At 67.4% G+C, this 26,364-nt stretch carries 22 protein-coding genes and 1 tRNA gene; 9 read left to right on the forward strand and 14 right to left on the reverse strand.

Annotated features, from left to right (window positions below; all coding sequences use genetic code 11):
• Positions 1-134: 134 nt before the first annotated feature.
• The 3 genes from ACFUTU_RS13750 (at position 135) to ACFUTU_RS13760 (ending at position 3,934) form a co-directional block, all read left to right on the forward strand.
• Positions 135-1,952: an ABC transporter ATP-binding protein gene (locus ACFUTU_RS13750; protein ID WP_377965135.1), complete on the forward strand. Its 1,818-nt coding sequence runs from the start codon at positions 135-137 to the stop codon at positions 1,950-1,952.
• Positions 1,949-3,775, forward strand: coding sequence for an ABC transporter ATP-binding protein (locus ACFUTU_RS13755; RefSeq protein WP_377965137.1), 1,827 nt, complete (start codon positions 1,949-1,951; stop codon positions 3,773-3,775). Before ACFUTU_RS13750 ends, ACFUTU_RS13755 begins: the two co-directional genes overlap by 4 nt.
• 82 nt (positions 3,776-3,857) lie before the next feature.
• A tRNA-Pro gene (locus ACFUTU_RS13760) sits at positions 3,858-3,934 on the forward strand.
• Positions 3,935-3,983: 49 nt separating this feature from the next.
• Here the strand turns inward: ACFUTU_RS13760 and ACFUTU_RS13765 are convergent.
• Positions 3,984-4,337 carry a hypothetical protein gene (locus ACFUTU_RS13765; protein ID WP_377965139.1) on the reverse strand — a complete coding sequence of 118 codons (354 nt, stop codon included), beginning with the start codon at positions 4,335-4,337 and terminating at the stop codon, positions 3,984-3,986.
• A 101-nt stretch (positions 4,338-4,438) separates the two neighbouring features.
• Positions 4,439-4,633, reverse strand: coding sequence for a hypothetical protein (locus tag ACFUTU_RS13770; protein ID WP_377965141.1), 195 nt, complete (start codon positions 4,631-4,633; stop codon positions 4,439-4,441).
• Between the two features lie 131 nt (positions 4,634-4,764).
• Between ACFUTU_RS13770 and ACFUTU_RS13775 the strand changes: the two genes are divergently transcribed.
• A complete protein-coding gene (locus tag ACFUTU_RS13775; RefSeq protein ID WP_377965143.1) occupies positions 4,765-6,027 on the forward strand; it encodes a helix-turn-helix domain-containing protein in 1,263 nt (420 codons plus the stop codon).
• 73 nt (positions 6,028-6,100) lie between these two features.
• Here ACFUTU_RS13775 and ACFUTU_RS13780 read toward each other — a convergent pair whose 3' ends face one another.
• On the reverse strand, positions 6,101-7,039 hold the full coding sequence (locus ACFUTU_RS13780) for a phosphoribosylaminoimidazolesuccinocarboxamide synthase (RefSeq protein ID WP_377965145.1): 939 nt from the start codon (positions 7,037-7,039) through the stop codon (positions 6,101-6,103).
• 2 nt (positions 7,040-7,041) lie between these two features.
• Positions 7,042-8,370, reverse strand: coding sequence for a phosphoribosylamine--glycine ligase (purD, locus tag ACFUTU_RS13785; protein ID WP_377965195.1), 1,329 nt, complete (start codon positions 8,368-8,370; stop codon positions 7,042-7,044).
• A gap of 102 nt (positions 8,371-8,472) precedes the next feature.
• On the opposite strand from purD, the gene ACFUTU_RS13790 reads away from it, so the two are divergent.
• The 3 genes from ACFUTU_RS13790 to ACFUTU_RS13800 all read left to right on the forward strand — a co-directional run bounded on the left by ACFUTU_RS13790 (position 8,473) and on the right by ACFUTU_RS13800 (position 11,561).
• Positions 8,473-10,050: a molybdopterin-dependent oxidoreductase gene (locus tag ACFUTU_RS13790; RefSeq protein ID WP_377965147.1), complete on the forward strand. Its 1,578-nt coding sequence runs from the start codon at positions 8,473-8,475 to the stop codon at positions 10,048-10,050.
• A gap of 63 nt (positions 10,051-10,113) precedes the next feature.
• Entirely contained in the window at positions 10,114-11,130 is a 1,017-nt protein-coding gene (locus tag ACFUTU_RS13795; protein WP_377965149.1) for an asparaginase, read from the forward strand.
• A 26-nt stretch (positions 11,131-11,156) separates the two neighbouring features.
• Complete coding sequence (locus tag ACFUTU_RS13800; RefSeq protein WP_377965151.1) at positions 11,157-11,561, forward strand: sterol carrier family protein; 405 nt, start codon at positions 11,157-11,159, stop codon at positions 11,559-11,561.
• 170 nt (positions 11,562-11,731) lie between these two features.
• On the opposite strand, the gene ACFUTU_RS13805 is transcribed toward ACFUTU_RS13800, so the two are convergent.
• From ACFUTU_RS13805 to ACFUTU_RS13830, 6 genes are all read right to left on the reverse strand, one after another.
• A complete protein-coding gene (locus tag ACFUTU_RS13805) occupies positions 11,732-13,210 on the reverse strand; it encodes a cation:dicarboxylate symporter family transporter (protein WP_377965153.1) in 1,479 nt (492 codons plus the stop codon).
• Between the two features lie 189 nt (positions 13,211-13,399).
• Entirely contained in the window at positions 13,400-13,570 is a 171-nt protein-coding gene (locus tag ACFUTU_RS13810) for a hypothetical protein (RefSeq protein ID WP_377965155.1), read from the reverse strand.
• A gap of 62 nt (positions 13,571-13,632) precedes the next feature.
• Positions 13,633-13,932: a hypothetical protein gene (locus tag ACFUTU_RS13815; protein WP_377965157.1), complete on the reverse strand. Its 300-nt coding sequence runs from the start codon at positions 13,930-13,932 to the stop codon at positions 13,633-13,635.
• A gap of 480 nt (positions 13,933-14,412) precedes the next feature.
• Positions 14,413-15,174, reverse strand: coding sequence for an SDR family oxidoreductase (locus ACFUTU_RS13820; RefSeq protein WP_377965159.1), 762 nt, complete (start codon positions 15,172-15,174; stop codon positions 14,413-14,415).
• 29 nt (positions 15,175-15,203) lie between these two features.
• Positions 15,204-15,947 carry an aspartate/glutamate racemase family protein gene (locus ACFUTU_RS13825; RefSeq protein ID WP_377965161.1) on the reverse strand — a complete coding sequence of 248 codons (744 nt, stop codon included), beginning with the start codon at positions 15,945-15,947 and terminating at the stop codon, positions 15,204-15,206.
• A gap of 11 nt (positions 15,948-15,958) precedes the next feature.
• Positions 15,959-17,527, reverse strand: coding sequence for an NCS1 family nucleobase:cation symporter-1 (locus tag ACFUTU_RS13830; protein WP_377965163.1), 1,569 nt, complete (start codon positions 17,525-17,527; stop codon positions 15,959-15,961).
• A 336-nt stretch (positions 17,528-17,863) separates the two neighbouring features.
• Between ACFUTU_RS13830 and aceE the strand changes: the two genes are divergently transcribed.
• A complete protein-coding gene (aceE, locus tag ACFUTU_RS13835; RefSeq protein ID WP_377965165.1) occupies positions 17,864-20,617 on the forward strand; it encodes a pyruvate dehydrogenase (acetyl-transferring), homodimeric type in 2,754 nt (917 codons plus the stop codon).
• Positions 20,618-20,771: 154 nt separating this feature from the next.
• On the opposite strand, the gene ACFUTU_RS13840 is transcribed toward aceE, so the two are convergent.
• Complete coding sequence (locus ACFUTU_RS13840) at positions 20,772-20,963, reverse strand: YegP family protein (protein ID WP_377965167.1); 192 nt, start codon at positions 20,961-20,963, stop codon at positions 20,772-20,774.
• A gap of 183 nt (positions 20,964-21,146) precedes the next feature.
• On the opposite strand from ACFUTU_RS13840, the gene nboR reads away from it, so the two are divergent.
• Positions 21,147-21,767, forward strand: a complete 621-nt coding sequence (gene nboR / locus ACFUTU_RS13845) for a nicotine blue oxidoreductase (RefSeq protein WP_377965169.1) — start codon at positions 21,147-21,149, stop codon at positions 21,765-21,767.
• Between the two features lie 6 nt (positions 21,768-21,773).
• Here the strand turns inward: nboR and ACFUTU_RS13850 are convergent, their stop codons facing one another.
• Genes ACFUTU_RS13850 through ACFUTU_RS13860 form a run of 3 tightly spaced genes read right to left on the reverse strand, consistent with a single transcriptional unit; the run spans position 21,774 to position 26,363 of the window.
• Complete coding sequence (locus ACFUTU_RS13850; RefSeq protein WP_377965171.1) at positions 21,774-22,424, reverse strand: uracil-DNA glycosylase; 651 nt, start codon at positions 22,422-22,424, stop codon at positions 21,774-21,776.
• Complete coding sequence (locus ACFUTU_RS13855; RefSeq protein WP_377965173.1) at positions 22,424-23,404, reverse strand: aldo/keto reductase; 981 nt, start codon at positions 23,402-23,404, stop codon at positions 22,424-22,426. The genes ACFUTU_RS13850 and ACFUTU_RS13855 overlap by 1 nt, the downstream gene beginning before the upstream one ends.
• A gap of 58 nt (positions 23,405-23,462) precedes the next feature.
• A complete protein-coding gene (locus ACFUTU_RS13860) occupies positions 23,463-26,363 on the reverse strand; it encodes a molybdopterin-dependent oxidoreductase (protein ID WP_377965175.1) in 2,901 nt (966 codons plus the stop codon).
• Position 26,364 lies beyond the last annotated feature (1 nt).

Raw genomic sequence — 26,364 nt, forward strand, 5'->3', positions numbered from 1 at the left:
CCCGCGCGGCTGACCCGGCCACGCCCGCGGCCGGACGGGCTTGGGGTCCTTCGGTGACCTGCCACCTGTGAAGGGTGCCGCCTTTGGCATAGGGTAGTTGCTACGGGAAACTACATCACGTTCAAGAAGCGGGCATGGCCAAGCAGAGTTCATTTTTTCGATCCGTCAGCCGGCTTTATCCGCATGTGAAGCCGGTTCTCCCCCGCCTGATCATGGGCCTGCTGTCCGCACTCCTGGCCAGCGTGGTTGCCCTGGCCATCCCGCAGGTCCTGCGCGTGCTCATTAATGATTCCTTCCGGCCCGGAGCCACGGCCCAGGCAGTATGGGGATCAGCCGGACTTATCCTCGCCCTGGGCGTCGCCGAGGCGGTGCTGGTCGCCCTGCGCCGCACCTTCGTGATCAACCCGGCCACCACGGTGGAGACGCGGATGAGGGTCTCGCTCTACGGCCACCTGCAGGATCTGCCCGTGTCGTTCCATGACCGCTGGGGCTCGGGCCAGCTCCTCTCCCGGGCCATGACGGACCTCAACTTCATCCGCCGCTGGATGGCGTTCGGCGCCATCATGCTGGTGGTGACCACCCTGACCGTGGTGATCGGCGTCGTCGTCATGTTCACCATGAGCTGGCAGCTCGCCCTGATCTTCCTGGCCGCCGCGGGACCGGTCATGGTCTACGGCTTCCGCTTCCGGACCCGCTTCAGCAAGGTGGCCCGGCGGAGCCAGGACCAGGCCGGAGACCTCGCCACCACCGTCGAGGAATCCGTCCACGGCATCCGCGTCCTGAAGGCCTTCGGCCGCAGCCGCGAAGCGCTGGAAACCTTCAACGGCCAGGCCGAGGAACTCCGGCAGACCGAAATCGCCAAGGCCCGGCACCAGGCAGTCTTCAGCATGGTGGTCACGCTCCTGCCCGAACTGGCGCTCGGCGCCTGCCTGGTCACCGGGCTTCTGCTCGCCGCCAGCGGCCAGCTCAGCATCGGCTCCCTCGTGGCTTTCTTCGCCACGGCGGCAGTCATCGCCGCACCCGTGGAGTTCTCGGGCATGCTGCTGGCCATGGCCCTGACGGCGAAAACGGCACTGGACCGGCATTTCGAGGTCATGGATTCGCGCAACACCATCACCGGCCCGGCCGAACCCCGCCGCGCGGGCGGGATCACGGGCGCGCTGAGCTTCAACAACGTGACGTTCGCATTCGACGATGCCCCGGACAAGCCGGTGCTGAAGGACATCCGCCTGGACATCCGCCCGGGCGAGACCATGGCGCTGGTGGGCATCACCGGCAGCGGCAAGAGCGCCCTGCTGCAGCTGGTGCCCCGGCTCTACGACGTCACAGCAGGTTCCATCACGCTGGACGGCGTGGACCTCCGCGAATACAGCGTCGAGGAGCTCCGCACGGCTGTGGTCGTGGCCTTCGAGGACACCACCCTGTTCTCCAGCTCCGTCCGCGACAACGTGCTGCTCGGCGTCCAGGACAGCGATACCGAGGCCCGGGAGCACATCCTGGCCGAGGCCCTGGACACGGCGCAGGCGCACTTCGCCTACTCGCTGCCCGAGGGCCTGGACACGCTCATCGGCGAGGAAGGCCTCAGCCTGTCAGGGGGCCAGCGCCAGCGCCTCGCCCTGGCCCGCGCCATCGCCGCCCGACCCGGCGTGCTGGTCCTCGACGATCCCCTCTCCGCCCTGGACGTTAACACCGAGGAGCTCGTGGAAAACCGCCTCCGGGAAGTGCTGGCCGGCACCACAACCCTCATCGTTGCCCACCGCCCGTCCACCGTGGCGCTGGCTGACCGGGTGGCGCTGCTGGAGGACGGCCGGATCGCCGCCGTCGGAACCCACACCGAGCTGCTGGCCGGAAACAGCCACTACCGCTACGTGATCGCGAGCCTGGCAACGGAGCCCCGCGACCTGGACTCCGAACTGTCGGCCCTCGACGATGCAGAGGAGGTCAGCCGGTGAGCGCCACAGCCTTCGGCACTGCCAATGAGGACAATGCCAATCTGAGCAAGAGTGACAGCAAAGCAGTACGACGCCGGTCGCTCGCCTTGCTGGGGTCGCTGATCCGTCCCGTCCGGCTGAGGTTCTGGCTCACCATGGCCACGGTGGTCCTCTCCCAGGCAGCCCGGGTGGCCGGACCGGCGCTGATCGCCTTCGGCATCGACCACGCACTGCCCGCCCTCCGCACCGGCGAGAGCTTCCCGCTGGTACTGACCGGCGCCGCCTACCTGGTCACCGCATTAGCCGCGGCCGGGCTGACCGCCCTGTACGTGACCTCGACGGCGAAGCTCAGCCAGGCCATGCTGCTGGACCTGCGGCTGCGGGTTTTCCGCCACACCCAGCGGCTGAGCCTGGAATTCCACGAAAGATACACCTCGGGGCGGATCATCGCCCGGCAGACCTCGGACCTTGAAGCGCTGCGTGAACTCCTGGATTCAGGTGTCAGCTCGCTCGCCTCGGGTGCGCTGTTCATGCTGCTCACCGCCGTCACCGTCTTCGCGCTCGACTGGCGCAGCGGGCTGCTGGTGCTGGCCGCGGCCGCGCCGATGTTCCTCCTGGCCCGCTGGTACCAGAAACACTCGCAGATCGCGTTCCGCAAGTCCCGGGTGGTCTCGGCCCGGCTGATCGTGCACTTCATCGAGACCATGACCGGCATCCGCGCGGTCAAGGCCTTCCGCAAGGAGCGCGAGAACGCTGCCCGTTACGGCGAGCTCGCCGAGGACTACCGCCAGGCCACGGTCCGCTCCATCAACCTGAACGGCATCTTCCAGCCCGGCCTCGTCCTGATCGGCAACGTCTGCGTTGCCGCAGTGCTGCTGTCCGGGGGTTTCCGGGTGCTGACCGGTGACCTGGCTGTGGGCGTGCTGCTGGCCCTGATGCTGTCCACCAAGCGCTTCTTCCAGCCGGTGGACCAGATGGCCATGTTCTACAACTCCTTCCAAAGCGCGCAGGCCGCGCTGGAGAAGGTCTCGGGCCTGCTGGAGGAGGTGCCCACCGTGCGTCCGCCACGGAACGCGGTGGAGCTCCGGAACGCCCGGGGCGCCGTCGAATTCCGGGACGTCGAGTTCCGCTACGGCAACGGCCCGCTTGTCATCCCCGCCCTGAACCTGACCATTCCTGCGGGCCAGACGGTGGCGCTGGTGGGCCAGACTGGTGCCGGCAAGTCCACCCTGGCCAAGCTGATTGCCCGTTTCTACGACGTGTCCGCCGGGTCGGTCATGCTCGACGGCGTGGACGTCCGGCAGCTGGCCACCGCGGACCTGCGGCGGAACATCGTGATGGTCACCCAGGAGGCCTTCCTGTTCAGCGGGTCGGTGGCGGACAACATCGCGCTGGGCCGGCCCGGCGCAGCCCGCGAGGAGATCGAGGCGGCGGCGAAGGCCGTGGGGGCGCACGAGTTCATTCTGGAACTCCCCGAGGGGTACGACACCGATGTCAACAAGCGCGGCGGCCGGGTCTCCGCGGGCCAGCGCCAGCTGATCAGCTTCGCGCGCGCCTTCCTCGCACGGCCGGCGGTCCTGATCCTGGACGAGGCCACGTCATCGCTGGACATCCCCTCGGAACGCCTCGTGCAGAGCGGCCTGGCCGGCCTGCTGCGCGGCATGGACGGGACCGCCCGCACGGCGCTGATCATCGCCCACCGGCTGTCCACGGTGGAGACGGCAGACAGGGTCCTGGTGGTCCACGACGGACAGGTGGTGGAGGACGGCACGCCGGAGGAACTGATCGGCGGCAACGGCCGTTTCGCCCGGCTGCACACCGCCTGGAAGGATTCGCTGGTCTGAGCCGTTGGCCTCTCCGGGCCTCGATTTCACATGTGGGCCGGGTATCGGATATCCTTGTTCAGTTGCTTTCGCAGCAACGGATCGGGATGTAGCGCAGCTTGGTAGCGCGCTTCGTTCGGGACGAAGAGGTCGCAGGTTCAAATCCTGTCATCCCGACCACAAGGAAAGAGGGTCTCCCCACGGGGAGGCCCTCTTTCTGTTTGTCACATTAGCTTCCACCGTGGCTCTGGTTGTGGATGTTCTGCCTCGCCTGCCCGTCCCCCAGGAGCGGCATCCTCGGCCGGCGGGATCCGTCGTCCGGCAGGTAGTCCCCGCGGCTGCCGTAGCTCTGGACCTGGCTCAGGTACTGATGGCGCAACCGGAAGCCGACGGCGAAGAGCACCGCCGACTCCAGCAGCGCCGCAATGCCGATCATCCCCCAGACGAAAGTCCCGGCGTCGGCCGTTCCCCGAAACACCTCAACGATGGCCGCGCCGGCGGCGGCCGCAACGATCAGTGACGTGCCGGCGATGGTCCAGAGAAAAAAGGCGCGCTGCTGTCCGTCGGTCGCTCTCCGTGTCATGGTCCCCACTCCTCATCTGCGGCCTGCTGTTGTGGAAAGAAAAACGGCCCCGGAACATGGTGTGGCGCATGTTCCGGAGCCGTTTTCCTCATGGAAGCTGTTTACATGGGATCGGGCCAGTTGCCAATATCGGTTTCGTTCACGTCCTTGACGCTCATCGGATCAGGCCAGTTGCCGATGGCAACCGAGGTGCCCGCGGTGTCCGCGATCGAGCCAGCAGACAAAACGGCGGGAGCCGCAGCAGAAAATGCGAGGGCCCCCGCCAAAACGGCAGCGGCTGCTATCTTCTTCAACATGTGAGAGTTCCTCAATACGATCGGATTCGTTACCAGGCCAGCACAGTCCTTGTTGACATACATTGTAAAATGTTTTCCACAGAGGGTGTCAAGCATTCTGTACAAAGGCTGTCCGGAATAGGAGGAACCCAGTGGGTAACGGATTCGGGGAGAAGCTCCGCGCTGAGCGGCTGGAGCGCGGCCTGACCCAGGCCGAACTGGGCAAAGACCTCTACTCCCCCAGCTACATTTCCTTGCTGGAGACCGGCCGGCGGGAACCCACGGCAGACGTCATCGAGGAGCTCGCCCGCAGGCTGGAGCTCGCACCCAAGGCGCTGGAGGCGTGGAGCCAGCCCATCTCGGTCAGCGATGCCGAGTACGTGCTGGCCGGGCTCTACGCGCGGCAGGCCTGGGACCTGCGCGACTACGCACTGGCTGCCGAGCACGCCGCCAACGCGGCCCGGATCGCCCTCGACGGCAAGAACACCAGCGCCTGGTGGAACATGACCTACATGCAGGCCGAATGCCTCATGAAACAGGGCCAGCTCAAGGAATGCCAGAAGATCATGGAGCACCTTTCCGAGCACCCCATGGCCACGGAGTCGGCCGGCCTCGGCGTCCGGGCGCGCCAGATGCTCGCCGCCCTGTGCCACGGACAGGGCCAGCTGAGCACCGCCGTCGAACACGCCGAGAAGGCGGTGGAGCTGTGCGCCCAGCTGCCCAAGGGTTCAACCCTGATCATCGGCGCCCTCCGCGCGCTGATCGGGGCCCTGGCAGAAAGCGGCCGGCTGGACGAGGCCTGGAAGTACTGCCAGGACATGAACGAGCAGATGGATGAGCGGTCGATGTCCCAGCTCGCCGGCGAGGTGGCCTGGGTGATCGGGAACGTCGCCTTCATGCGGCACGACTACCCGGAGGGCATCAAGCACCACGAGCGGGCGGCCAAGCTGCTCTCCCCCGCCAACGACATCGAACTCTGGGCGCGCTTCAACAAGGCGTCGGCCGCGGTCCGGCTTTCCTCCGGCATCGTTGAGCCGGAGACGCTCTCGGCGATTGAACGGGCCGAACTCGCGCTGTCCATCGTCGGCGGGAACAAGGCGGACCAGCTGGAGGTCGCGTTCATCCGCGCCCGCTGGCTCTATCTCACCGGCGACATCGTGGCTGCCGTCCAGAAGCTGCGCGACATCCACGCCGAACGCGCCGACCTGGGCAAACACACGGCCGGTGAGGTCTCGCTGCTCCTCGGCAAATCGCTGAAGGCTGCCGGCGAACTGGACGAGGCACTGGCCCACCTGGAGGAAGCGCAGAAGGCGTTCAGTGCCGCCGGCGCCCAAGACCGGGTGCAGCAGGCTCTCGATGCCGTGCTGGAGATCCGGCTCGCCCAGCGCCGCGCCGCCGCGGCCGAGGCCAGCTGACAGCTGAGAGCAAAACCAAAGCAAAAGGCGCCCTCCGGCGAGGACGCCTTTTGCTGATGATTTGCGCCGGAACCTAGCTGAATGCGCGGCCGGTCAGCTTCTCGTAGGCCTCGACATAGCGGGCCCGCGTGCGGTCCACGATGTCCGCGGGCAGCGCCGGGGGTGGCGTGTCGGACGCCTTGTCCCAGCCGGATTCGGCGGAGGTCAGCCAGTCCCGCACAAACTGCTTGTCGAAGGAGGGCTGTGCCTTGCCGGGCTCGTAGGTTGAGGCGTCCCAGAACCGCGAGGAATCCGGTGTGAGGACCTCGTCACCCAGGGTGATGGCCCCGTTCACCACGTCGTAGCCGAACTCCACCTTAGTGTCGGCCAGGATGATGCCGCGTTCACGGGCGATCTCCTCGGCCTTGGTGTAAATACGCAGGGTGAGCTCACTCAGGCGCGCGGCGATGTCGTCGCCCACGATGGACACGACGGCGTCGTAGGTGATGTTTTCGTCGTGCTCGCCCACCTCGGCCTTGGCCGACGGCGTGAAGATGGCGTGCTCCAGGCGCGAACCGTCCACCAGGCCTTCCGGCAGCGGGATCTCGCAGACGGTGCCGGACTGCCGGTACTCCACGAGTCCGGAGCCGGTGAGGTAGCCACGGGCGATACATTCCACCGGGAACATTTCCAGCTTCTTGCAGATCATGGCGCGGCCCTCGACCGCGGCCGGCACGCCGTCCTCCACGGTGGACGCCAGGACGTGGTGTTCGACGCCCAGCTGATCGAACCACCAGAGGCTGAGCTGGGTCAGGATCCGTCCCTTGTCGGGGATCTCGCTGCTGAGCACGTGGTCGTAGGCGCTGATGCGGTCGCTCGCCACCACCAGCACGCATTCCTGCCCGAACTGCTCGTTGATGGCGTCGGTGGCCGGGACGTACAGGTCCCGGACCTTCCCGGAGTAGACGTGCTTCCAGCCGGGCAGCTCGGCGTGGGCGGTGTCCAGGCCGCGGGTGATGTCCTGTTCAGCCACTGTCACGCCTTCCGTTCCGAGGCGGGCACGGCCGGGGCAGCCGGGGCTGCGACGGCGGACGACACCTTGATCTCGCCGCGCGCGGCCTTGCCTGCTATATCCGTGCGGAACTGGGCGCCCTCGAGCTGGACCAGTTCAACGCCGTCGTACGCCCTTTCCCGTGCCTCCACGAGGTCGGACCCCAGCGCCACCACGGCGAGCACACGCCCGCCGGCGGAGACCACCTTGCCCTCGTCGTCGAGCTTGGTTCCGGCATGGATCACGTGGACACCGTCCAGCTCGTCCACCTTCTTCAGCCCGCGGATGCGGTCACCCGTGCGCGGGGTGTCCGGGTAGTTTTCGGAGGCAACGACGACGGCGACTGCCGTCTCCTTGGACCAGCGCAGCTCTTCCGCCTGGTCCAGTTCGCCCTTGGCAGCTGACAGCAGCAGGGAACCGAGGGGCGTCTTGAGCCGGGCGAGGACAGCCTGGGTCTCGGGGTCGCCGAAGCGGACGTTAAACTCGATGACGCGCGTGCCGCGCCTGGTCAGCGCCAGGCCAACGAACAGCACGCCCACGAACGGGGTGCCGCGGCGGGCCATCTCGTCCACGGTGGGCTGGGCGATGCGATCGATGACCTCCTGGACCAGGCCTTCAGGCGCCCAGTCGAGCGGGGTGTACGCGCCCATGCCGCCGGTGTTGGGGCCTTCGTCGTTGTCGTAGATGCGCTTGAAGTCCTGGGCCGGGGACAGCGCCACGGTGTTGCGGCCGTCGCACAGGACGAAGACGGAAACCTCGGGGCCGTCCAGGAACTCCTCGATGACCACGGTGCCGCCGGCGTCGAAGCAGCTCTGGGCGTGGGCCAGGGCGTCGTCGCGGCTGTTGGTGACCACCACTCCCTTGCCGGCGGCCAGGCCATCGTCCTTGACGACGTAGGGCGCGCCGAACGTGTCCAGTGCCGCTGCGGCCTCTTCAGCATTGGCGGCCACCAACGCCATGGCCGTGGGTACGCCGGCTTCGGCCATGACCTGCTTCGCGAATGCCTTGGAGGCCTCGAGCTGGGCGGCCGCCTTGCTGGGCCCGAACACCGGAATGCCGGCTGCGCGCACGGCATCAGAGACTCCTGCGGCGAGGGGAGCTTCGGGGCCGATCACCACCAGGTCAACGTCGAGCCGGGTGGCGAGCTCCGCCACGGCGTCCGGATCGTTCCCGTTGATGGCGTGCGTGGGGACGAGCTTGCTGATGCCGGCATTGCCCGGAGCCGCGTGGACTTCGGAAACATTGGGGTCGGCAAGGAGGGAGCGGACAATGGCGTGTTCGCGGCCACCGGGGCCAATAACGAGTACCTTCACAGTCTCCAAGGGTACTTTGTGCACCGTGCAGGCTCCTAAGCTGTGACCCGCTACCGGTTGCGATCGGGCCATCCGTCCCGCCGCCTGCTACGAACCAATGCCATGAAGAAACTCACGGGATGGTTCCGGGGACCTGCCGCTTTGGCGGCCCTCGCCGGGGTGGCCGCGGCCGCCGTCGTTCTCTCCGTTGCAGAACTGGCGGGTGCCTTCTTTACCGCCCGCGCCACGCCCCTGATCGCCCTGGGCTCGACGTTCATCGACTTCACGCCGCCGTGGCTGAAGGATTTCGCGATTGCCACATTCGGCACCAATGACAAGGCCGCACTGTTCGCCGGAATGGGCGTGACCATCTTCCTGCTGGCGTGCGTGCTGGGCGTGGTGGCCTACCGGCGGTGGGCGCTGGGCGCTGCCGGCGTGCTGTTCATGGGCGCGGTGATCGTGGCCAGCGTGGTGACCCGCGCAGGCGTCACGCCGCTGGACGCCGTGCCCTCGCTGCTGGGAACCGTGGCGGGGCTGGGGGTGCTGCGGCTGCTGGTGTCGCGGCTGTGGCGGCTTCGGGGCTTTCCGGACGCACCAGCCAACCTGGCAGCCAAGGATCCGGAGCGGCCGCCTGCGTCCCGGCGGGACTTCTTCACGGCTGCCGGCCTGACGGCGGCTGCCGCGGGCATTGCCGCCGCCGGGGGCCGGCTGCTCGGGACGGCGCGCAGCAACGTGGCGCAGGCACGGGAGTCCCTCCGGCTGCCGGCACCGGCCCGCCCCGCAGCTGCCGTTCCCGGCGGAGTGCAGTCGGGCACTCCGGGCGTGACGCCGTGGCTGACACCGGCCAGGGACTTTTACCGGATCGATACCGCCCTCAGCGTTCCGGAGATTAGCGCGGAGGAGTGGGAACTGCGCGTGCACGGGCTCGTGGAGCAGGAAGTCCGGCTGACCTTCCAGGACCTGCTCGACGCCGAGCTGATCGAATCACATGTGACGCTCACCTGTGTTTCGAACCCGGTGGGCGGCAACCTCGCCGGCAACGCCAAGTGGCTGGGGCTCCCGATCCGCGACGTGCTCCAGCGGGCCAGGCCCGCGGCCGGCGCGGACATGGTGCTCTCCACGTCCGTCGACGGGTTCAGCGCGTCCACGCCGCTGGAGGTCCTGCAGGATGACCGCGATGCCATCCTGGCCATCGGCATGAACGGCGGGCCGTTGCCGCTGGAGCACGGCTACCCGGTGCGCATGGTGGTTCCCGGACTCTACGGCTTCGTGTCCGCCACAAAGTGGGTGGTGGATCTGGAGGTGACCCGCTTCGCTGACAGCAAGGCTTACTGGACCAACCGCGGCTGGTCGGAGCGCGGCCCCATCAAGACGATGGCCCGGGTGGAGGTGCCCAAATCCTTCGCGACGGTGCCCGCGGGGAAGGTGGCCATCGGCGGTACCGCCTGGGCCCAGACCCGTGGCATCAGCAGGGTGGAAGTGCAGATCGACGACGGGAACTGGACTGAGGCGGTGCTGTCCGACGAGGCTTCCGTGGATACCTGGCGGCAGTGGTCCTTCGCCTGGGACGCGAAACCGGGCCCGCACTACATCCGGGTGCGCGCCACCGACGGGACCGGTTCGCTGCAGACGGAGGAGCGTGCCGATCCGGTGCCCGACGGCGCCTCCGGCTGGCAGTCGGTCATGGTCACGGTTCAGTAGGCGCTGATCAGTAGGGGCTGACGGCTCCCGGGGAATGGACCTGCGGCACCATAGACTTGGCGCATGGCCCTAAATTCGCACGCCACGTTCACTGTGGATTCCGCCGTCGAACTCGCCGTGGTTGAACGGAGCGGATTCGTGGAGTCCCGCCACATCGGTGCGGCCGTGGTCCTTGCCGCGGACGGCCACGTGGTTACCCAGCTGGGCGACATTTCCACGCCCATCCTGGCCCGGTCCACGCTCAAGCCGCTGCAGGCGCTGGCGGCCATGCAGTCCGGGGTTCCGCTGCGCGGCGCCCAGGTGGCCCTCGCCTGCGCCAGCCACACCGGATCCCTCGACCACATGGACGTCGTCGAGGGCATGCTCAAGGCTGCAGGCATTAAGGAAGACCAGCTGCAGTGCCCCGCCGCGTGGCCGCAGGACGAGACCGCCCGTAACTGGCTGACCCGGTCCGAGCGCGGCAAGTCCCGGCTGGCCTTCAACTGCTCCGGCAAGCACGCGGCTTTCCTATGGGCCTGTACGGAAAACGGGTGGGACACGCACAGCTATCTGGAACCCAACCACCCGCTGCAGCAGCGCATCCGCACTGTGATCGAGGAGTACTCGGGCGAGCGGATCGCGCACCTGGGCATCGATGGCTGCGGGGCTCCGGTTGCCGCCATCTCGCTGACCGGGCTGGCCCGCGCCTACTCCCTGCTTGCAAAGGCCCCTTCCGACAAGAGCTCCAACGCCCGCGCCGCCACGATCGCCACCTCCATGCTGGACTACCCGTGGGCGGTCCAGGGCAAGGGCGAAGCCAACACCGTGGTGATGGAGGAGCTGGACGTCATCGCCAAGATCGGCGCCGAAGGGATCCTGGTCATGGCCACCTCACAGGGTGTTTCCGTGGCCCTCAAGATGCTCGACGGCAACCTCCGGGCCACTTCCCTCGTCGGTCTCACCCTGCTGGCGGCCTGCGGAGCGGTCGACATTCCCGGCGTGTCCAGCGTGCTCGAGAAGGTGGTGGAGCCGGTCCTGGGCGGCGGGCGCCCCGTCGGGAAGATCCGCCTCGGCCACGCCGTCTCGGCGCTGCTCGACTAGACTTTTAGCTTTTCAAGGAGGTTCCGGTGGCAATTGCGCGCCGCAGGATTGAACCGGCCGCGGGGCAAGCGGCCCTGAACGAATGGGCGGCAGGTGCCGTCCCGCCGTCGGACGCTGCTCCTGGCGAACCGTCCGCCGCCCCTGCCGTTCCCCGCTCGGTGATTGCGACGGCGGTCCGGTACTCGCTCGAGGAGGTCACCGCCCGGGCACCCGGCAATTCGGTGGAGGTACGGGTGCCGCCGTTCGGCGTGACCCAGTGCGTGGAGGGCCCCCGGCACACGCGCGGCACGCCCCCGAACGTCATCGAGTGCGACGCCGCCACCTGGCTGGCGATGGTCACCGGCCGGCTGAGCTGGGCGGACGCCGTCAGCGCCGGCCGGGTAGCCGCATCGGGCCTGCGCGCAGACCTCTCGGCGCTGCTCCCCCTCTGAGAGCCGCCGGCCCCGCGCCCTCCCATCCGCCGCTAACGAGCAGGATCCCGCCCGGAGCCGAAACAGCCGGCCCGGACGGGATCCCTCGTTCGCTTTCCTCGGAGTTTTTGTCCAGATACCGCGACTTCAGCGGCCTTCAGCGGCCACTATCTGTACAAAAACTCTTCGGCTTATTCGTGGTTGATGGCTGCCGAGGGCCTGCTCATCTCAAACTCGGGCATCTCACCGGGGTTCGGGCCGCCGCGGAACTTGGGCGACGCCGGGCCGCCCTTGCTGATCCGCTCCAGCTCCTGGTCCTGGAAGTCCTCCTCCACGCCCAGCATGACGGCGGAGTCGTGGTTGGTGATCTCGCCGCGGAATGCACGGACCATGACGCTGCGGTCGAACTGGCCCTCCCATTTGGAGACCACGAACGTCGCCACGCAGTTGCCCAGCAGGTTGACCACCACGCGCATCGAGTCCATGAGCCGGTCGGCGCCGAGCAGCAGGGCCACGCCGGCCACCGGGAAGATTCCCAGCGCCGCCGCGGTGGCGGACAGTGCCAGGAAGGATGAGCCGGGAACGCCGGCCATGCCCTTCGAGGTCAGCAGCAGGACACCCAGGGCGGCAAGCTGCTGGCCGAGGTCCAGGTGGTGGCCGAAGGCCTGGGCGAGGAACAGCAGCGAGATGGACAGGTAGATCGCCGCACCGTCCAGGTTGAACGAGTAGCCAGTGGGGACCACCAGGCCGGTGGTGGCGCGGGAGCATCCGGCATTCGTCAGCTTGGTCATGATGCGCGGCATCACGGCTTCTGTGGAGGCGGTGCCGAGGGCCAGCAGGAATTCCTCGCGGGTGTACTTGAGGAACTGCCACAGCGGGACCCTGGCGAAGCCCCAGGCCACGAGGAACAGGAGCCCGATAAAGACCACCGCGGCGCCGTAGCAGGCGGCGATCAGCATGGCGTAGGTGCCGAGGGTGTCCAGGCCGTACTGGCCAATGATGAAGGCCATCGCGCCGAACGCACCGATCGGAGCCACCTTCATGATCCAGGACATGATCTTGAAGATAAGTTCGAGGACCGTCTCCATGAGGCTGATGACCGGCATGCACCGCTCGCGGCCGATGACCACGATCGCGGCGCCGAAGAACACGGAGAAGAAGAGGACCTGCAGCAGGCTGTTGTTGGCGAAGGCGCCGATGACGCTCGTGGGAATGACGTCCAGGATGAAGGCCGCCGCGTCCTTCGGCACGGCGTGGCCGGTCTTGGCGTCCAGCGCTTCCTGGGACAGGGTGCTTGGATCAATATTCAGCCCGGCCCCGGGCTGGACGATGTTGCCGACGACCAGGCCGAAGACCAGGGCGAAAAGCGTGGCCGCTGTGAAGTAGAGAAGCGCCTTGACTCCTACCCTTCCGACCGCCTTGACGTCGCCAACGGCCGAAATGCCCGTGACGATCACAAGGAAGATCAGCGGCGCGATGATCATCTTGATGAGCTGGATGAAGCCGTCACCAAGCGGCCTCAGTTGAGCGCCCAGGTTCGGCCAGAAATGCCCTATGAGAACACCTGCCACGACGGCGATCAGAATTTGGAAGAAGAGCGACTTATACAGCGGCTTCTTCTTCGACGGCGCCGAACTCGCCTTCAGCGCCGAGGAATCTGGGATCTTCATTGATCTGTACCTATCAATTGGGAACGCCCCGGATCGGGGTCTGTTTCCAACGTAACCCCGGTCACATCATTCCGCAAGAGGAAATTAGATTTTCACGATACGGAACCAGCGCGAGCGGTCACATTTGAGTTTTTGTCCACTTATCGGCACTTCAGGGACCTTCAGCGGCGAATATCTGGACGAAAACTCCTACCGCTGCAAACCCTGCTTTCGCAGCGCCTGCCGCACCCGCGCGACCACCCACTCCTGCCCGCGGCTCATGTCCACGCTGTTGATTTTGACCTGCCGCCAGCCCGCGTCGGCCACTCGCTGGTCCCGGTACGCGTCCAGCGCCTGCTGCTCAGGGGTCAGGTGATGCACACCGTCGTACTCGATGCACGTACGGAACCTCGGGCAGCCCAGATCCGTCCAGACTGGCCTGTTCAGGACGTCATCAACACGGCAATGAACTCGGGAAGACCAGCGTCGTCCAGCAGCAGGCGAAGCTTGCTCTCCGGCGGCGAGTCGACGCCGACGCGTACCAGGTCAAGCGCAAGCCGCGCCTTCCGCACACCGTGGATACCGTTGGCACCGTCCACGAATTCCCGCAACCTGGCGAGCGGCACCATGGCTACGCGCGGCGGCCCGAAGAGCCTGGCATGCTCGCTGACGATCGCATCACCGGCCACCACGAGGTCGTCGATGGGCAGGACGGAACCCAGATCCACCCAGGTCCGCGCCACCGAGGTCAGCCGCAGACCGTCTATCTCAACGAGGTCGCCCTGGCGGATCTTGAGCCTGTGCCCGGCAATCCCGCGCCGCCGCGGCAGCGGCGCACCGCTCTCCCGGGAAAGGTGCAGGAAACCGTCCCGGTTCCCGGAAGTGGGGACCGCTTTTCTTGCCCCAGGGCACCGGTTCGACGACGGAGTTCAGGCCCGCCGCCGTCGGGCCTGAACTCCGCCCACGGCGGCAGCGGAACCCCGTGGACTTCGGCGGCCGTGATCAGGGCAGCGAAGTTGTCCCCTTCGAGTGCGGTGTGTGACCGGACAAGCGCAGGCAGGTCGGGGCTGCACGACATGGGCACCCGGATGCCCCGGCTGGGACGGTGCATGTCACGGGCAAAGAGCCTGCCGGCGGGAACGGGGGCGGCCGCCGCTTCGGTGATGGCGAAGGGCCAAAAACTCCGAAGGACGGTTGGCAGGGGAAGAAGGGGTCGGCGGGGATCAGCCGCGGCCGATGAAGGGCATTCCGGCGGCCGTGATGACCACCGAACCCACGCTGGCCGACGGCGGCATGCCCGCCATCATGAGCACCGCCCGGGCCGCGTCCTCCACCGGGAACATCGGCTCCACCTTGCGGGTTCCGTCGGCCTGGAGCGCCCCGGAGCCAACCCCGATGGTGTCCATGATTTCCGTGGCCGTGTTGCCGATGTCAATCTGCCCGCAGGTGATCCCGAACTCCCGGCCGTCCAGTTCGATGCTTTTGGTCAGCCCGGTCATCGCGTGCTTGGTGACAGCGTAGGCAACGGTGCGGGGCCTGGGTGAATGCGCCGAGATGGAACCGTTGTTGATGATCCGGCCGCCCTGCGGCGACTGCGCCTTCATCGCCCGGACGGCCGCCCCGGCGCAGAGCACGGATCCGGTCAGGTTCACGGCGACGGTTGCTTCCCAGTCCGCCAGGCTGATCTCGTCCACCGACGCCGCCGGACCAAACACGCCGGCGTTGTTGAACAGGACATCCACCCGGCCCCAGCGCCGGAGGACGGCAGCGAAAAGGCGCTCGACGTCGTCGGGCACGGTGACATCGCACGGAACCGCCAGCGCCTCGGGATGCCCGTCCGCCGTTTCCAGCAGCTGCTGCTCACGCCGGCCGGCCAGGGCCACCCGGTAACCGCCCGCCAGCATCTGCCGGGCAACCGCGCGCCCGATGCCGGAACCGGCGCCGGTGACGACGGCGACGCGCGCCGCAGTGGCTGGAACGGTCATGGTGCTTCTCCTGTACGGCTGGGGGAATCTCAAGCGGTGGCAGGGACGCCGTCCGCCGCCAGCGGCCAGCCTACGACAGTCTTGGGCCGCGGCGTGGCGTACGTCCGGACCTTGGACGTGGAAAGCCGCATCCGCACAAGGGATTCGGCAATGGTCACGGCGGACGCGACGCCATCCACCACGGGCACTCCGGCGCGCTGGCGGATCTGTTCATCCAGGCCCGCCATGCCCCCGCAGCCCAGGACAATGACCTCTGCCTTGTCCTCGCGGACGGCAAGCAGGGCCTGGCTGATGATCGCCTCCACCGCCCGCTCCGGCTCCTCCTCCAGCTCCAGCACCGCCATCCCGCTCGCCCGCACAGAGGCGCAGCGGGCGTCGAGGCCGGCGAGCTTGAGCCGGTCCTCGATCAGCGGTACGGCACGGTCCAGGGTGGTGACCACGGAATATTTGTGGCCCAGGAACATGGCAGTGCTGGCCGCCGCCTCGGTGATGTCGACGACGGGCACGTCCAGCAGCTCCTGCAGCCCCTCCCGGCCGTGCTCGCCATAGCCCGCCTGGATGACGGCGTCGAACGGCTCCGGATAGTTGGCCACCCGGTCCATCACGGCGATCGCTGCCAGGTAGCTCTCAAAGTTGCCTTCGCAGGAGTCGGCGCCGAAGCGCGGCGTGATCCCCACGATTTCGGTGCCGGGCGCCGCGATGCTGCGCGCCTGGGCGGCGATGGAGTCGGTCATGGACTGGGTGGTGTTGACGTTCGCGACGAGTATGCGCATTGGATGTCCTCCTAGTGGGTGCTGGCGACGGCGATGGGCTCGCCGTCGACGTCCTCGAAGCGCTGCCTGCGGTCGGCTATGAGGTAGTAGCTGAGCGCCCCGACGCCGGCACCAAAGAACCAGGCAAACGGCGCCGCGGGCTCAAAGACAGGAAGGAACGCGACGAGGATGGCCAGGACAGCGGCAGGAATTAGCGCGATGACGGCCCGCGGGTTGACGCCCTTCTTGTAAAAGTAGGCACCGCCCGGGTTTTCCGTGTACAGCTCGGGGACATTGATTTTTCCGCGGCGGAGCAGCCAGTAGTCGGCCATCACGACGCCGAACAGCGGGCCAAGCAGGGCGCCGAGGCCACCCAGGAAGTACACGATCACGAGCGGGTTGTTGTACAGGTTCCACGGCAGGATGACCAGGCCGATGGTGCCGCTCACCCATGCCGCGCGGCGGAAGTTGAGCCGCTTGGGGAACAGGTTGGTGAGGGCATACACCGGGGCAACGAAGTTGGCCATGAGGTTCACAGCGATGGTCAGGATGAGGATCGCGAGGCAGGCCAGGACCAGGAACAGGGTGTTGGGAATGCTCTCGACAATGTCCGAGGGGGTTTCGATGATGGTGCCGTTGATCTTGTACTGCCCTGCGGCGAGAACCACCACGATGGCGCCGAACAGGAGCATGTTGATGGGGATGCCCCAGAAGTTGCCGCGGACGATCGACTTCTTGGACACGGCGGAGCGGGTGAAGTCGCAGAAGTTCAGGACAAACGTTCCGTAGATGGACACCCACAGAGCACCGCCCGCGAAGATGGTCCGCCACATCTCGCCGCCCTCGAGGCCTCGGATGCCGGTCCACTGGATGGAGCCCTGCGCCTCGGTGAAGACCCAGATGGCAAGCAGGACCATCGTTATCAGGATGACCGGACCGGCAAATGCCTCGTACTTGCGGATCATCTCCATGCCGAAGCTGACGATCACCAGCTGCACGATCCATAGCGCCACGAAGGAAATCCAGCCCAACGTGGACAGCCCCAGGATGGAGTTCGTATCCAGGTCGCGGAGCGATGGAACCATGGCCACAAGCATGACCCGGAGCACCACCGAGGCCAGGAACGTCTGGATTCCGAACCATGCCACCGCCACCGCGCCGCGGATCAGGCTTGCGAGCTGGGCTCCGCGGATGCCGAAACTGATCCGGCTCATGACGGGAAACGGAACGCCTGTTTTCTGGCCCATAAAGCCGGAGAAGCTGAGGAGGATGAAAAGGAGGACGGCGCCGACGCCGAGGGCAGTCAGGATCTGCCAGCCCCCGAGGCCAAGGGAAAAGAGTCCGACGGCGAACGCATAGTTCCCGAGGCTGTGCACGTCATTCGCCCACAGGGTAAAAATGCTGTACCCGGTCCAGCGGCGCCCTTGCCGCTTGGTGGGTGCGAGGTCTGCGTTGTAGAGGGCCGGGCTGATGTCCTGGCCGACGGCTTTGCTGGCTTCACGGCACAGGGCGTCCGTGGCCTCGGCCTGGTGAACGTGCTGCCCCGACGGCGCTGTCGGAGCGGGAGCCGGTTCGACGCCGACTGGTGGAGTCGTTTGCATCTGGATCTCCAGTTTCTGGGATTTCGCGGTGGTGAGCCTTCGGTCGGACGACCCCTTGATCGGTCGCCGGACAAATCCTGCTGTTATTCCACATAGCGAAATAAACTTGTTGAATAGTGAAACAAGCGTATGACCTAGATCACCCCGGGTCAAGGTGGTTCACCTCCCGACCGCTGTCACAAACGGCAGGGACGGGAGATTGCGGGGGTGCCTGCTGCCTGGACCACCCTTTACGTTTGACCGTGGTCAGCCGCGGCAGATAATCTCGAATGGCAAGAATGTTTTCTCACAATACGAAAACATAAGCCCAACATTCAAAGATGAAACGAGGCTGCCGTGGCTGCAGGAGAAGATACCTCCCATATCCTCAGCGGGTTGACTAACCAGCTGCCTGATCGTGATCCGGAAGAGACCGCCGAGTGGGTTGAGTCCCTGGATGCGTTGATCAGGGAACAGGGCACGGAGCGTGCCCAATACATCATGCGCAGTCTCCTGCAGCGTGCCGGCGCGCAGAGCGTCGGGGTTCCGATGGTGACCACCACGGATTATGTGAACACGATCCCGGTGGACCAGGAAGCGCAGTTCCCGGGCAACGAGGAATTCGAGCGCCGGTACCGGGCGTACATGCGCTGGAACGCGGCGGTGATGGTGCACCGGGCGCAGCGGCCCGAGATCGGGGTCGGCGGGCACATCTCCACCTACGCCGGAGCTGCGACCCTGTACGAGGTCGGGTTCAACCACTTCTTCCGCGGCAAGGACCACCCCGGCGGCGGGGACCAGGTGTTCTTCCAGGGCCACGCGTCCCCGGGCATGTACGCCCGGGCGTTCATGGAAGGCCGCCTTTCGGAGGAGGACCTGGACGGGTTCCGGCAGGAAAAGTCCAAGGAAGGCCACGCCCTTTCCTCCTACCCGCACCCGCGCCTGATGCCGGGCTTCTGGGAGTTCCCGACCGTGTCGATGGGCATCGGCCCGATGAACGCGATCTACCAGGCCCAGAACAACCGCTACCTGCACAACCGGGGCCTGAAGGACACCTCCGACCAGCAGGTCTGGGCGTTCCTGGGCGACGGCGAAATGGACGAGCCCGAATCCCGCGGCCTGCTCCAGCTGGCCGCGAACGAGAACCTGGACAACCTGAACTTCGTGATCAACTGCAACCTCCAGCGCCTGGACGGGCCGGTGCGCGGCAACGGCAAGATCATGCAGGAACTCGAAGCGTTCTTCCGCGGCGCGGGCTGGAACGTGATCAAGGTCGTCTGGGGCCGGGAATGGGACGACCTGCTCACCCGCGACACCGACGGGTCCCTGGTGAAGATCATGAACGAAACCCCCGACGGGGACTACCAGACCTACAAGGCCGAGTCCGGCGGGTTCGTCCGCGAACACTTCTTCGGGAAGACCCCGCAGACCAAGGACCTCGTCGCGGACCTGTCCGACGACGAGATCTGGAACCTCAAGCGCGGCGGCCACGATTACCGCAAGGTCTACGCCGCGTACAAGGCAGCGACCGAATTCAAGGGCAAGCCCACCGTGATCCTGGCCAAAACGGTCAAGGGCTACGGCCTGGGCCCGCACTTCGAAGGCCGCAACGCCACCCACCAGATGAAGAAACTCACCCTCGACGACCTGAAGAAGTTCCGCGATCACCTGCGGATCCCGGTCACGGATGAGCAGCTGGAGAAGGACCCGTACCGTCCTCCGTACTACCACCCCGGCACGGACGCGCCGGAAATCAAGTACCTGCTTGAGCGCCGTGCGGCCCTCGGCGGTTCCGTGCCCGAACGCCGGTCCGGATACGGGACAGTGGAGCAGCCCGACCCCAAGACGTTCGAGGTCGCGAAGAGAGGTTCCGGCAAGCAGCAGGCCGCCACCACCATGGCCTTCGTCCGGCTGCTCAAGGACCTGCTCCGTGACAAGAAGTTCGGGCACCGGATTGTCCCCATCGTGCCGGACGAATCGCGCACTTTTGGGATGGATGCGTTCTTCCCGACGGCCAAGATCTACAACCCGGGCGGCCAGAACTACCTGTCCGTGGACCGCGACCTGGTCCTGGCCTACAAGGAATCCGCGCAGGGCCAGCTGATCCACCCCGGCATCAACGAAGCCGGCGCCGTGGCAGCCTTCACCGCCGCCGGCACCGCCTACGCCACCCACGGCGTGCCCCTGGTCCCGGTCTACGTGTTCTACTCCATGTTCGGCTTCCAGCGCACCGGCGACGCCTTCTGGGCCGCCGCCGACCAGATGACCCGCGGCTTCATCATCGGCGCCACCGCAGGACGGACCACCCTCACCGGCGAAGGCCTCCAGCACGCCGACGGACACTCCCCCCTGCTGGCCTCCACCAACCCCGCCGTGGTCACCTACGACCCCGCCTACGGCTACGAAATGGGCCACATCGTCCGCGACGGCCTGGAACGGATGTACGGGGAAGCCTCCGACGGAGACAACGCAGACCGTAACCTGATGTACTACCTCACGGTCTACAACGAACCCATCGTCCAGCCCGCCGAACCGGAGAACCTCGACGTCGAAGGCGTCATCAAGGGCATCTACAAGCTCGCGGACTCCCCCGCAGAAGGCCCCAAGAGCCAGATCCTCGCCTCCGGCGTCTCCGTCCCCTGGGCCCTCGAAGCCCAAAGGATCCTCGCCGAAGACTGGGGCGTCTCCGCCGACGTCTGGTCCGTCACCTCCTGGAACGAACTGCGCCGCGACGGCCTCGCCGCCGAAGAGGAAGCCTTCCTCAACCCCGGCAAGGACGCCCGCGAACCCTTCGTCACCCGCCAGCTCGCCGGAGCCCAGGGCCCCGTCGTCGCCGTCTCGGACTACATGAAGGCCGTCCCGGACCAGATCCGCCAGTTCATCCCGAACGACTTCGCCACCCTCGGCGCCGACGGCTTCGGCTTCTCCGACACCCGAGCCGCCGCCCGCCGCTACTTCAAAAACGACACCCACTCCATCGTCGTGAAAACCCTCCAGCTGCTCGCGGCGAGGGGCGAGGTACAGGAGGGCGCGCCGTCGTACGCCATGGACCGCTACAAGCTCCTGGACGTCACGGCCGGAACAACGGGAGGAGCCGGCGGCGACGCCTGACTTTTCGCATCCCGAGTTTTTGTACAGATAATCCCCACCCGCACCCTCGCCTCGCAAGCTCGGCCAGGGAACCCTGCGGGCGTGGCCCCAGCCTAAAACGAACGACGGCGGCCCGCACCAAATGGTGGGGGCCGCCGTCGGGCGTTGTTTTGGGTTACCGCAGGGATGGGCGCCCGTCAACGACGAAGCCGGTGGCTGCGCTCTCCCGGACTGCCGTGATCCCTGCCGTGACTGCCTTGATGTTGGCGAAACTGGGCGAGACTGCAACCACCGTTCCGTCGTCGGCCGTCAGCCTGAACCGGTACTGTCCTGCGCCCGCTGTCTCGATTACGAATTTGCCTGCCATATACGCTCCTTCCGCCAGCTGCACCCTTGCAGCTGCCATTACGACCCCCAATTGCCAACACGACATATCCGACGTTAGCCGTCATTCACTGGACAGACCACCCCTACCAGCGGGTAGCATTTCGCCGCACCGAAAACGGACCGTGACTGGATGCCCCGAAACGGCATGCCCTAGGGTGATCGCATGGCCCCCTCTCCCGCTTTGACCACCGCCGTGTTGCTGGCGGCCGGCGCGGGCACCCGCCTGGGCCGCGGACCGAAAGCCCTGCTGCCGTTCCGCGGCCGTACCCTCGTGGAAATCCTGGCGGATGTCCTGCTCGACGGCGGCTGCCGGGAGGTTGTGGTGGTGCTGGGCGCGGGCGCCGCGGATGTCCGTGCGCAAACGGACCTGGCCCGGCACAACGTGGTGGAGAACCCGGCGTGGGCCGGCGGCATGGGCAGTTCGTTCCGGCTGGGTCTGGACAGTGTCCGCGAGGAAGACCATGTGCTGGTGGCGCTGGTGGACCAGCCGGGACTGACGGCGGAAACTGTCGCCCGGCTGCTGCGGGCGCACCGGCCGGGCCGGATCACGGCGGCGGCCTACGGGGATGCTTCCGGGAAGCTCCGGCGCGGCCACCCGCTGCTGCTCGATGCAACGCTGCGGGCGGAGGCTGCGGCGGCGGCGGGCGGCGACGCCGGTGCCCGGCTTTTTCTGCAGGCCCACCCCGAGCTGGTGGATCTGGTGGACTGCACCATGCCAACCGGTTCAGGCCAGTCCGGCGGCGAAGACCTCGACACCCCGGACCAGTTGTATCTGCTGGGATAGCTCTTTCTACTGCGCCATCCCGCCGGCCAGGAGTTCCTGCAGTCCCTGCTTGAAACGGGCCCTCCCGCCGTGGGCCGGATGCCTGATTTTCGGCGCGTCCAGGCCAGTGCGGCGAAGGCTGCCGTGGGCAACGTTTCCTACGGCAATCACCGTTTCGATGGGAAAGATCCTGGTCAGGGCCTGCCAGAACGGCGTACCCAGCTCGGCCTCGGCGGGTTTGGGCGTGCGGTTGGACAGCGGCTGCCCGGGCACATGCGTGTGCCACGGGCAGGCGCTCCACAGCACCGGCAGGAAGTCGAGCTCGGCCAGGACCTCCCACATGACGGTGGCTGTGGGTTCGGCGGGTACAGTGGCGGCCTCCGGCGGGAGCACATACCGGTGACCGGCACCAAACAGCCCAAAGGCATTGGCCGCACCCTGGAACATGGTGCGGTTGGTGAAGGGAACGCCGGTGAGCCGCATGCCGCGAAAGCCGGGGGCCTCCCCCACCAGCAGCACCTTGGGCGCCCGGTCCAGCATGTCCCCCAGGTACGCCGCAAGGTTGTGCCGGCGCAGGGCGTTGCCGGGAACCGAGTGATCGAAGAAGTTGTTGCACCCCGGCGTGCTTTCCACGGCGGCGAGCCGGGAAATGAAGTCGTCGATGGAGGACGGGCCCATTACCAGCGCGGGTGGACCGCCTCGCGGAAGTAGTGGTCGTAGATCCAGCGCACGCCCTCGTCGAATTCCGGGGGGAGGACGGTTGCGGCCGCGGCGGCGTTGGCCCGGGCCTGCTCCACGGAACGGGCGCCGGGAATGACCGACGTGACGCCGTCCCGGGCCGCGACCCACGCGATGGCTGCCTGCGCGGTTCCGGACCCGTCCGGCACCAGCTGTTCGAACTCGGCCACCGCCTTGAGCCCCAGCTCGAAGTCCACTCCGGAGAAGGTCTCCCCGACGTCGAAGGCGTCCCCGCCCCGGTTGTAGTTGCGGTGGTCGTCCGCGGCGAAGACGGTTTCCTTGGTGTACTTCCCGGACAGCAGGCCGGAGGCGAGCGGAACCCGGGCAATGATGCCCACCCCGGCGGACTTTGCCGCAGGGAGCACTTCCTCCACCGGCTTGAGCCGGAAGGCGTTCAGGATGATCTGGATTGAAGCCGTGCCCCCGTGGAGCAATGCCTCGAGGGCCTCGTCGGTGCGCTCCACACTGACGCCGTAGTTCTGGATGGCCCCCTCGGCCACGAGGGTGTCCAGGGCGTCGTACACCTCGTTGCGGCTGTATACGGAGGTGGGCGGGCAGTGCAGCTGGACCAGGTCCAGGGATTCGGTCCGCAGGTTGCGGCGGGACCGGTCCACCCACTCGCGGAAGTTTGCCAGGTTGTAGTTTTCGGGTCGCTGGTCGAGCCGGCGGCCCATCTTGGTGGCCACCGTGATGCCCGTGCCCGGGTTGTTGGCGAGGAACTCTCCGATGGCCTGCTCGCTGCGCCCGTCCCCGTAGACGTCGGCGGTGTCGAAGAAGGTCACGCCGGCCTGGGCCGAGGCCTCGAGGATGTCCTGCGCCTGGGCCGGGTCAACGTTGCCCCAGTCCGCGCCGAGCTGCCAGGTTCCCAGTCCAACGACTGAAACGTTCCGTCCGGTCTTGCCTAAGATGCGCTGTTCCATCCCCCGACTATATGTTGCGAACCCAACGCGGGGTCACATCGCGCCCTCCGCGGGGCGGTTATTGGGCGCAAAGTGACTCCGCGTTGCCTGTACCTGCGGGAACACTGCCTGCGGGAACGCTGTCCGCGGGAACACTGCCTGCGGGAACGGTAGAACGAACCAGGCCCGCCTCCTTCAGCCCCAGGTAGATCTTGTCCCGGGCGATCGGCAGCTCGGCGAACCGCACACCGGTGGCGTTCCGGATGGCGTTGGCCAGCGCCGGCGCCACGGGATTGAAGGGGCTTTCGCTCATCGACTTTGCACCGAGCGGCCCCAGCGCATCGCTGGTGTCGGCGAAGTACACCTCGCTGCGGGGCACGTCGGCAAAGGACGGGATGTGGTACTGCCGGAGGATGTCCGTGGTGACGCGCCCGGCGTCGTCCACGCGGACCTCCTCGTAGAGCGCGGCACCCAGTGCCTGGGCGATCCCGCCCTCGATCTGGCCCCGGCACTGCCGCGGGTTCACCACCACGCCGGCGTCGGCCGCCTGCACGCTCTGCAGGATCCGCAGCTCGCCCGTCCCGGTGTTCACGGCCACCCGGAAGCCGTGCACATTGAAGGCCACCGAGCGGGGCGTGCCGCCCCAGCGGCCCTCGGCCTCGAGTTCGACGCCGGCCTGCCGGGCAGCGTCGAACAGTTCGGTAAGCGGGACGCGCGTTCCCTCGCAGATGACGGCATCGCCGTCGAGCACGCAGCCCGAGGCCTGGATCTGGCGGACGCCGGCGGCAAAGGCCCGGATCCGGACGGCCAGTTCCTCGGCGGCGGCGAGCGTGGCCTTGCCGGCCACCACGGTGCCGGCCGAGCCGAACGCGCCGGTGTCGTGCTCGATCAGGTCCGTGTCGGACTGCCGGACGGCAACCCGCGCCGCCACGGTGGACAGCGCCGTCGCCGCCAGCTGGGCGTGCACGGTGGTGGTGCCGTTGCCGAATTCGGCGGTTCCGACGTCGGCGGCGTACGTTCCGTCGGCCAGGAGCCGGAGTTTCGAATGGGCGAAGTGGCCGCGCGGCGGGACGGTGTCGATCATGGACAGCGCCGTGCCTTCGCCCGTGACCCAGTCCGGGCCGAGGTCGTCGAGGCCGGCGGCGCGGTAGCGTTCGCGGCCGCGCTCCAGCGCGTCCTGCACCAGGCGTGTGCACTGGTCCAGCCCGTAGCTGCCGTAGTGGACGTCCTCCTCCGGCTCCGAATGCGTTGAGAGCATGTCATCGCCTTCGCGGACCATGTTGCGGCGGCGGAACTCCAGCGGGTCCATGCCGATGCCCGCGGCCAGTTCGTCGATGGCCGATTCGATGGCGAAGATCATCTGGCTGAGCCCGTAGCCGCGGAACGCGCCGGACGGGACGGTGTTGGTGTAGACGGCGAGCGCGTCCACCTTCTTGTTGGCGCACTTGTACACGGCCAGGGATTCGCCGCAGCCGTGGAACATGACGCCGGGGGCATGGTTGCCGTAGGCGCCGGTGTTGGTCACAACGTCCAGCTGCAGCGCCGTGATCCTGCCGTCCTTGCTGGCGCCGGCCCTGAGCTTGATGGTGAACGGGTGCCGCGTGGTGCTGGCGGTGAACTGTTCGGTCCGGGTGAACTCGAGCTGCACGGGCCGGCGCAGTTTCAGGGCGGCGAGCGCGGCGATGTCCTCGGCCAGGACCTCCTGTTTGCCGCCGAAGCCGCCGCCCACCCGGCCGGCCACCACGTGCACCTGGTCCTCCGGCAGCCCGAACACGCGGCAGAGCGTGCGGCGGACCAGGAACGGAACCTGGCTTGACGTGCGCACCTGCAGCCGGCCGTCGTCGTCCACTGATGCGATGGCAGCATGCGTTTCCAGTGCGACATGCTGGACGCGCTGGGTCCGGTAGGTCTGCTCGTGGATGAAGTCGGCGGCCGCGAACCCGTCACGGACGCTGCCGAGTTCGGAGTGCAGTTCGGCCACGATGTTCCGCTCCGGCTGGGCGATCCGCACTGTGCCGGCGTCCTTGTCCCCGTGCAGGGCGGGCGCGCCGGGCCGGATGGCGTCCTGCGGGGTGAACACCGCGGGCAGTTCCTCGTAGTCAACGCGGACCGCGCGGACGCCGGCTTCCGCGGCACCCACCGATTCGGCGACGACGGCGGCAACCCGCTGGCCGCGGAACCTCACCACGGTGTCCAGCAGCCGGGTGTCATCCGGATCGTCAGTGTAAAGCTCGTGCTGGGCGCTGGAGAACAGCTGCCCCGGTGCGTCCTCCGCGGTGAGCACGGCCACCACGCCCGGCACCGCCAGTGCTGCCGTTGTGTCGATGGACAGCACCCGGGCGTGGGCGTGCGGTGACCGCACGAGCTTCAGGTGCAGCAGGCCGGGCAGCGCCTCGGCCGGAACGTCCAGTGTGTAGCGGGCCTGTCCCGTGACCACCGCGCGGCTGGCGGGGGCGGGAACGTCGTCCCCCAGCCGGCCGGGTTCCGGGGCCGGCTGCCCCTCGCCGGCGATTCCCGAGCCGGGGCCTTCCGGGGCGGGGTGGCCCTCGTGCCCGCAGACGGCGTCCGCGATGGCCCGGTACCCCGTGCAGCGGCACAGGTTTCCCTTCAGGTTGCGCGGCAGGTTGTCCTTCTGGGCGTCGTCGAACGTGGCTGCCGTCATCACCATGCCCGCGGTGCAGAAGCCGCACTGGAAGCCCTGCCGGTCCAGGAACTGCTGCTGCATGGGGTGCAGGTCCGCCCCCTCGCCGGCGGCTGCGAGGCCTTCGATCGTCGTGACCGCGTGGCCTTCAGCCCGGACGGCCGGGTAGATGCAGCTGTGCACCGGCGTGCCGTCAACGTGCACGGTGCAGGCGCCGCAGTCGCCGCCGTCGCAGCCCTTCTTCACGCCGAAGGTGCCCTGCTCCCGGAGGAACGTGCGCAGGCACTGGCCGGGCCGCGGCTGCGCCTGGACCGGCGCGCCATTGATTTCCATGGCCATG

Source organism: Arthrobacter sp. NPDC057388 (genome assembly GCF_042668165.1).
GTDB lineage: Bacteria > Actinomycetota > Actinomycetes > Actinomycetales > Micrococcaceae > Arthrobacter.

Bases quoted from the DNA above. Each gene is read 5' to 3' on its own strand.
- ACFUTU_RS13750 (WP_377965135.1), top strand. From the start codon at position 135: ATGGCCAAGCAGAGTTCATTTTTTCGATCCGTCAGCCGGCTTTATCCG.
- ACFUTU_RS13765 (WP_377965139.1), bottom strand. From the start codon at position 4,337: ATGACACGGAGAGCGACCGACGGACAGCAGCGCGCCTTTTTTCTCTGG.
- ACFUTU_RS13770 (WP_377965141.1), bottom strand. From the start codon at position 4,633: ATGTTGAAGAAGATAGCAGCCGCTGCCGTTTTGGCGGGGGCCCTCGCA.
- ACFUTU_RS13790 (WP_377965147.1), top strand. From the start codon at position 8,473: ATGAAGAAACTCACGGGATGGTTCCGGGGACCTGCCGCTTTGGCGGCC.
- ACFUTU_RS13795 (WP_377965149.1), top strand. From the start codon at position 10,114: ATGGCCCTAAATTCGCACGCCACGTTCACTGTGGATTCCGCCGTCGAA.
- ACFUTU_RS13805 (WP_377965153.1), bottom strand. From the start codon at position 13,210: ATGAAGATCCCAGATTCCTCGGCGCTGAAGGCGAGTTCGGCGCCGTCG.
- ACFUTU_RS13820 (WP_377965159.1), bottom strand. From the start codon at position 15,174: ATGACCGTTCCAGCCACTGCGGCGCGCGTCGCCGTCGTCACCGGCGCC.
- ACFUTU_RS13825 (WP_377965161.1), bottom strand. From the start codon at position 15,947: ATGCGCATACTCGTCGCGAACGTCAACACCACCCAGTCCATGACCGAC.
- ACFUTU_RS13830 (WP_377965163.1), bottom strand. From the start codon at position 17,527: ATGCAAACGACTCCACCAGTCGGCGTCGAACCGGCTCCCGCTCCGACA.
- ACFUTU_RS13840 (WP_377965167.1), bottom strand. From the start codon at position 20,963: ATGGCAGGCAAATTCGTAATCGAGACAGCGGGCGCAGGACAGTACCGG.
- nboR (WP_377965169.1), top strand. From the start codon at position 21,147: ATGGCCCCCTCTCCCGCTTTGACCACCGCCGTGTTGCTGGCGGCCGGC.
- ACFUTU_RS13850 (WP_377965171.1), bottom strand. From the start codon at position 22,424: ATGGGCCCGTCCTCCATCGACGACTTCATTTCCCGGCTCGCCGCCGTG.
- ACFUTU_RS13855 (WP_377965173.1), bottom strand. From the start codon at position 23,404: ATGGAACAGCGCATCTTAGGCAAGACCGGACGGAACGTTTCAGTCGTT.
- ACFUTU_RS13860 (WP_377965175.1), bottom strand. From the start codon at position 26,363: ATGGCCATGGAAATCAATGGCGCGCCGGTCCAGGCGCAGCCGCGGCCC.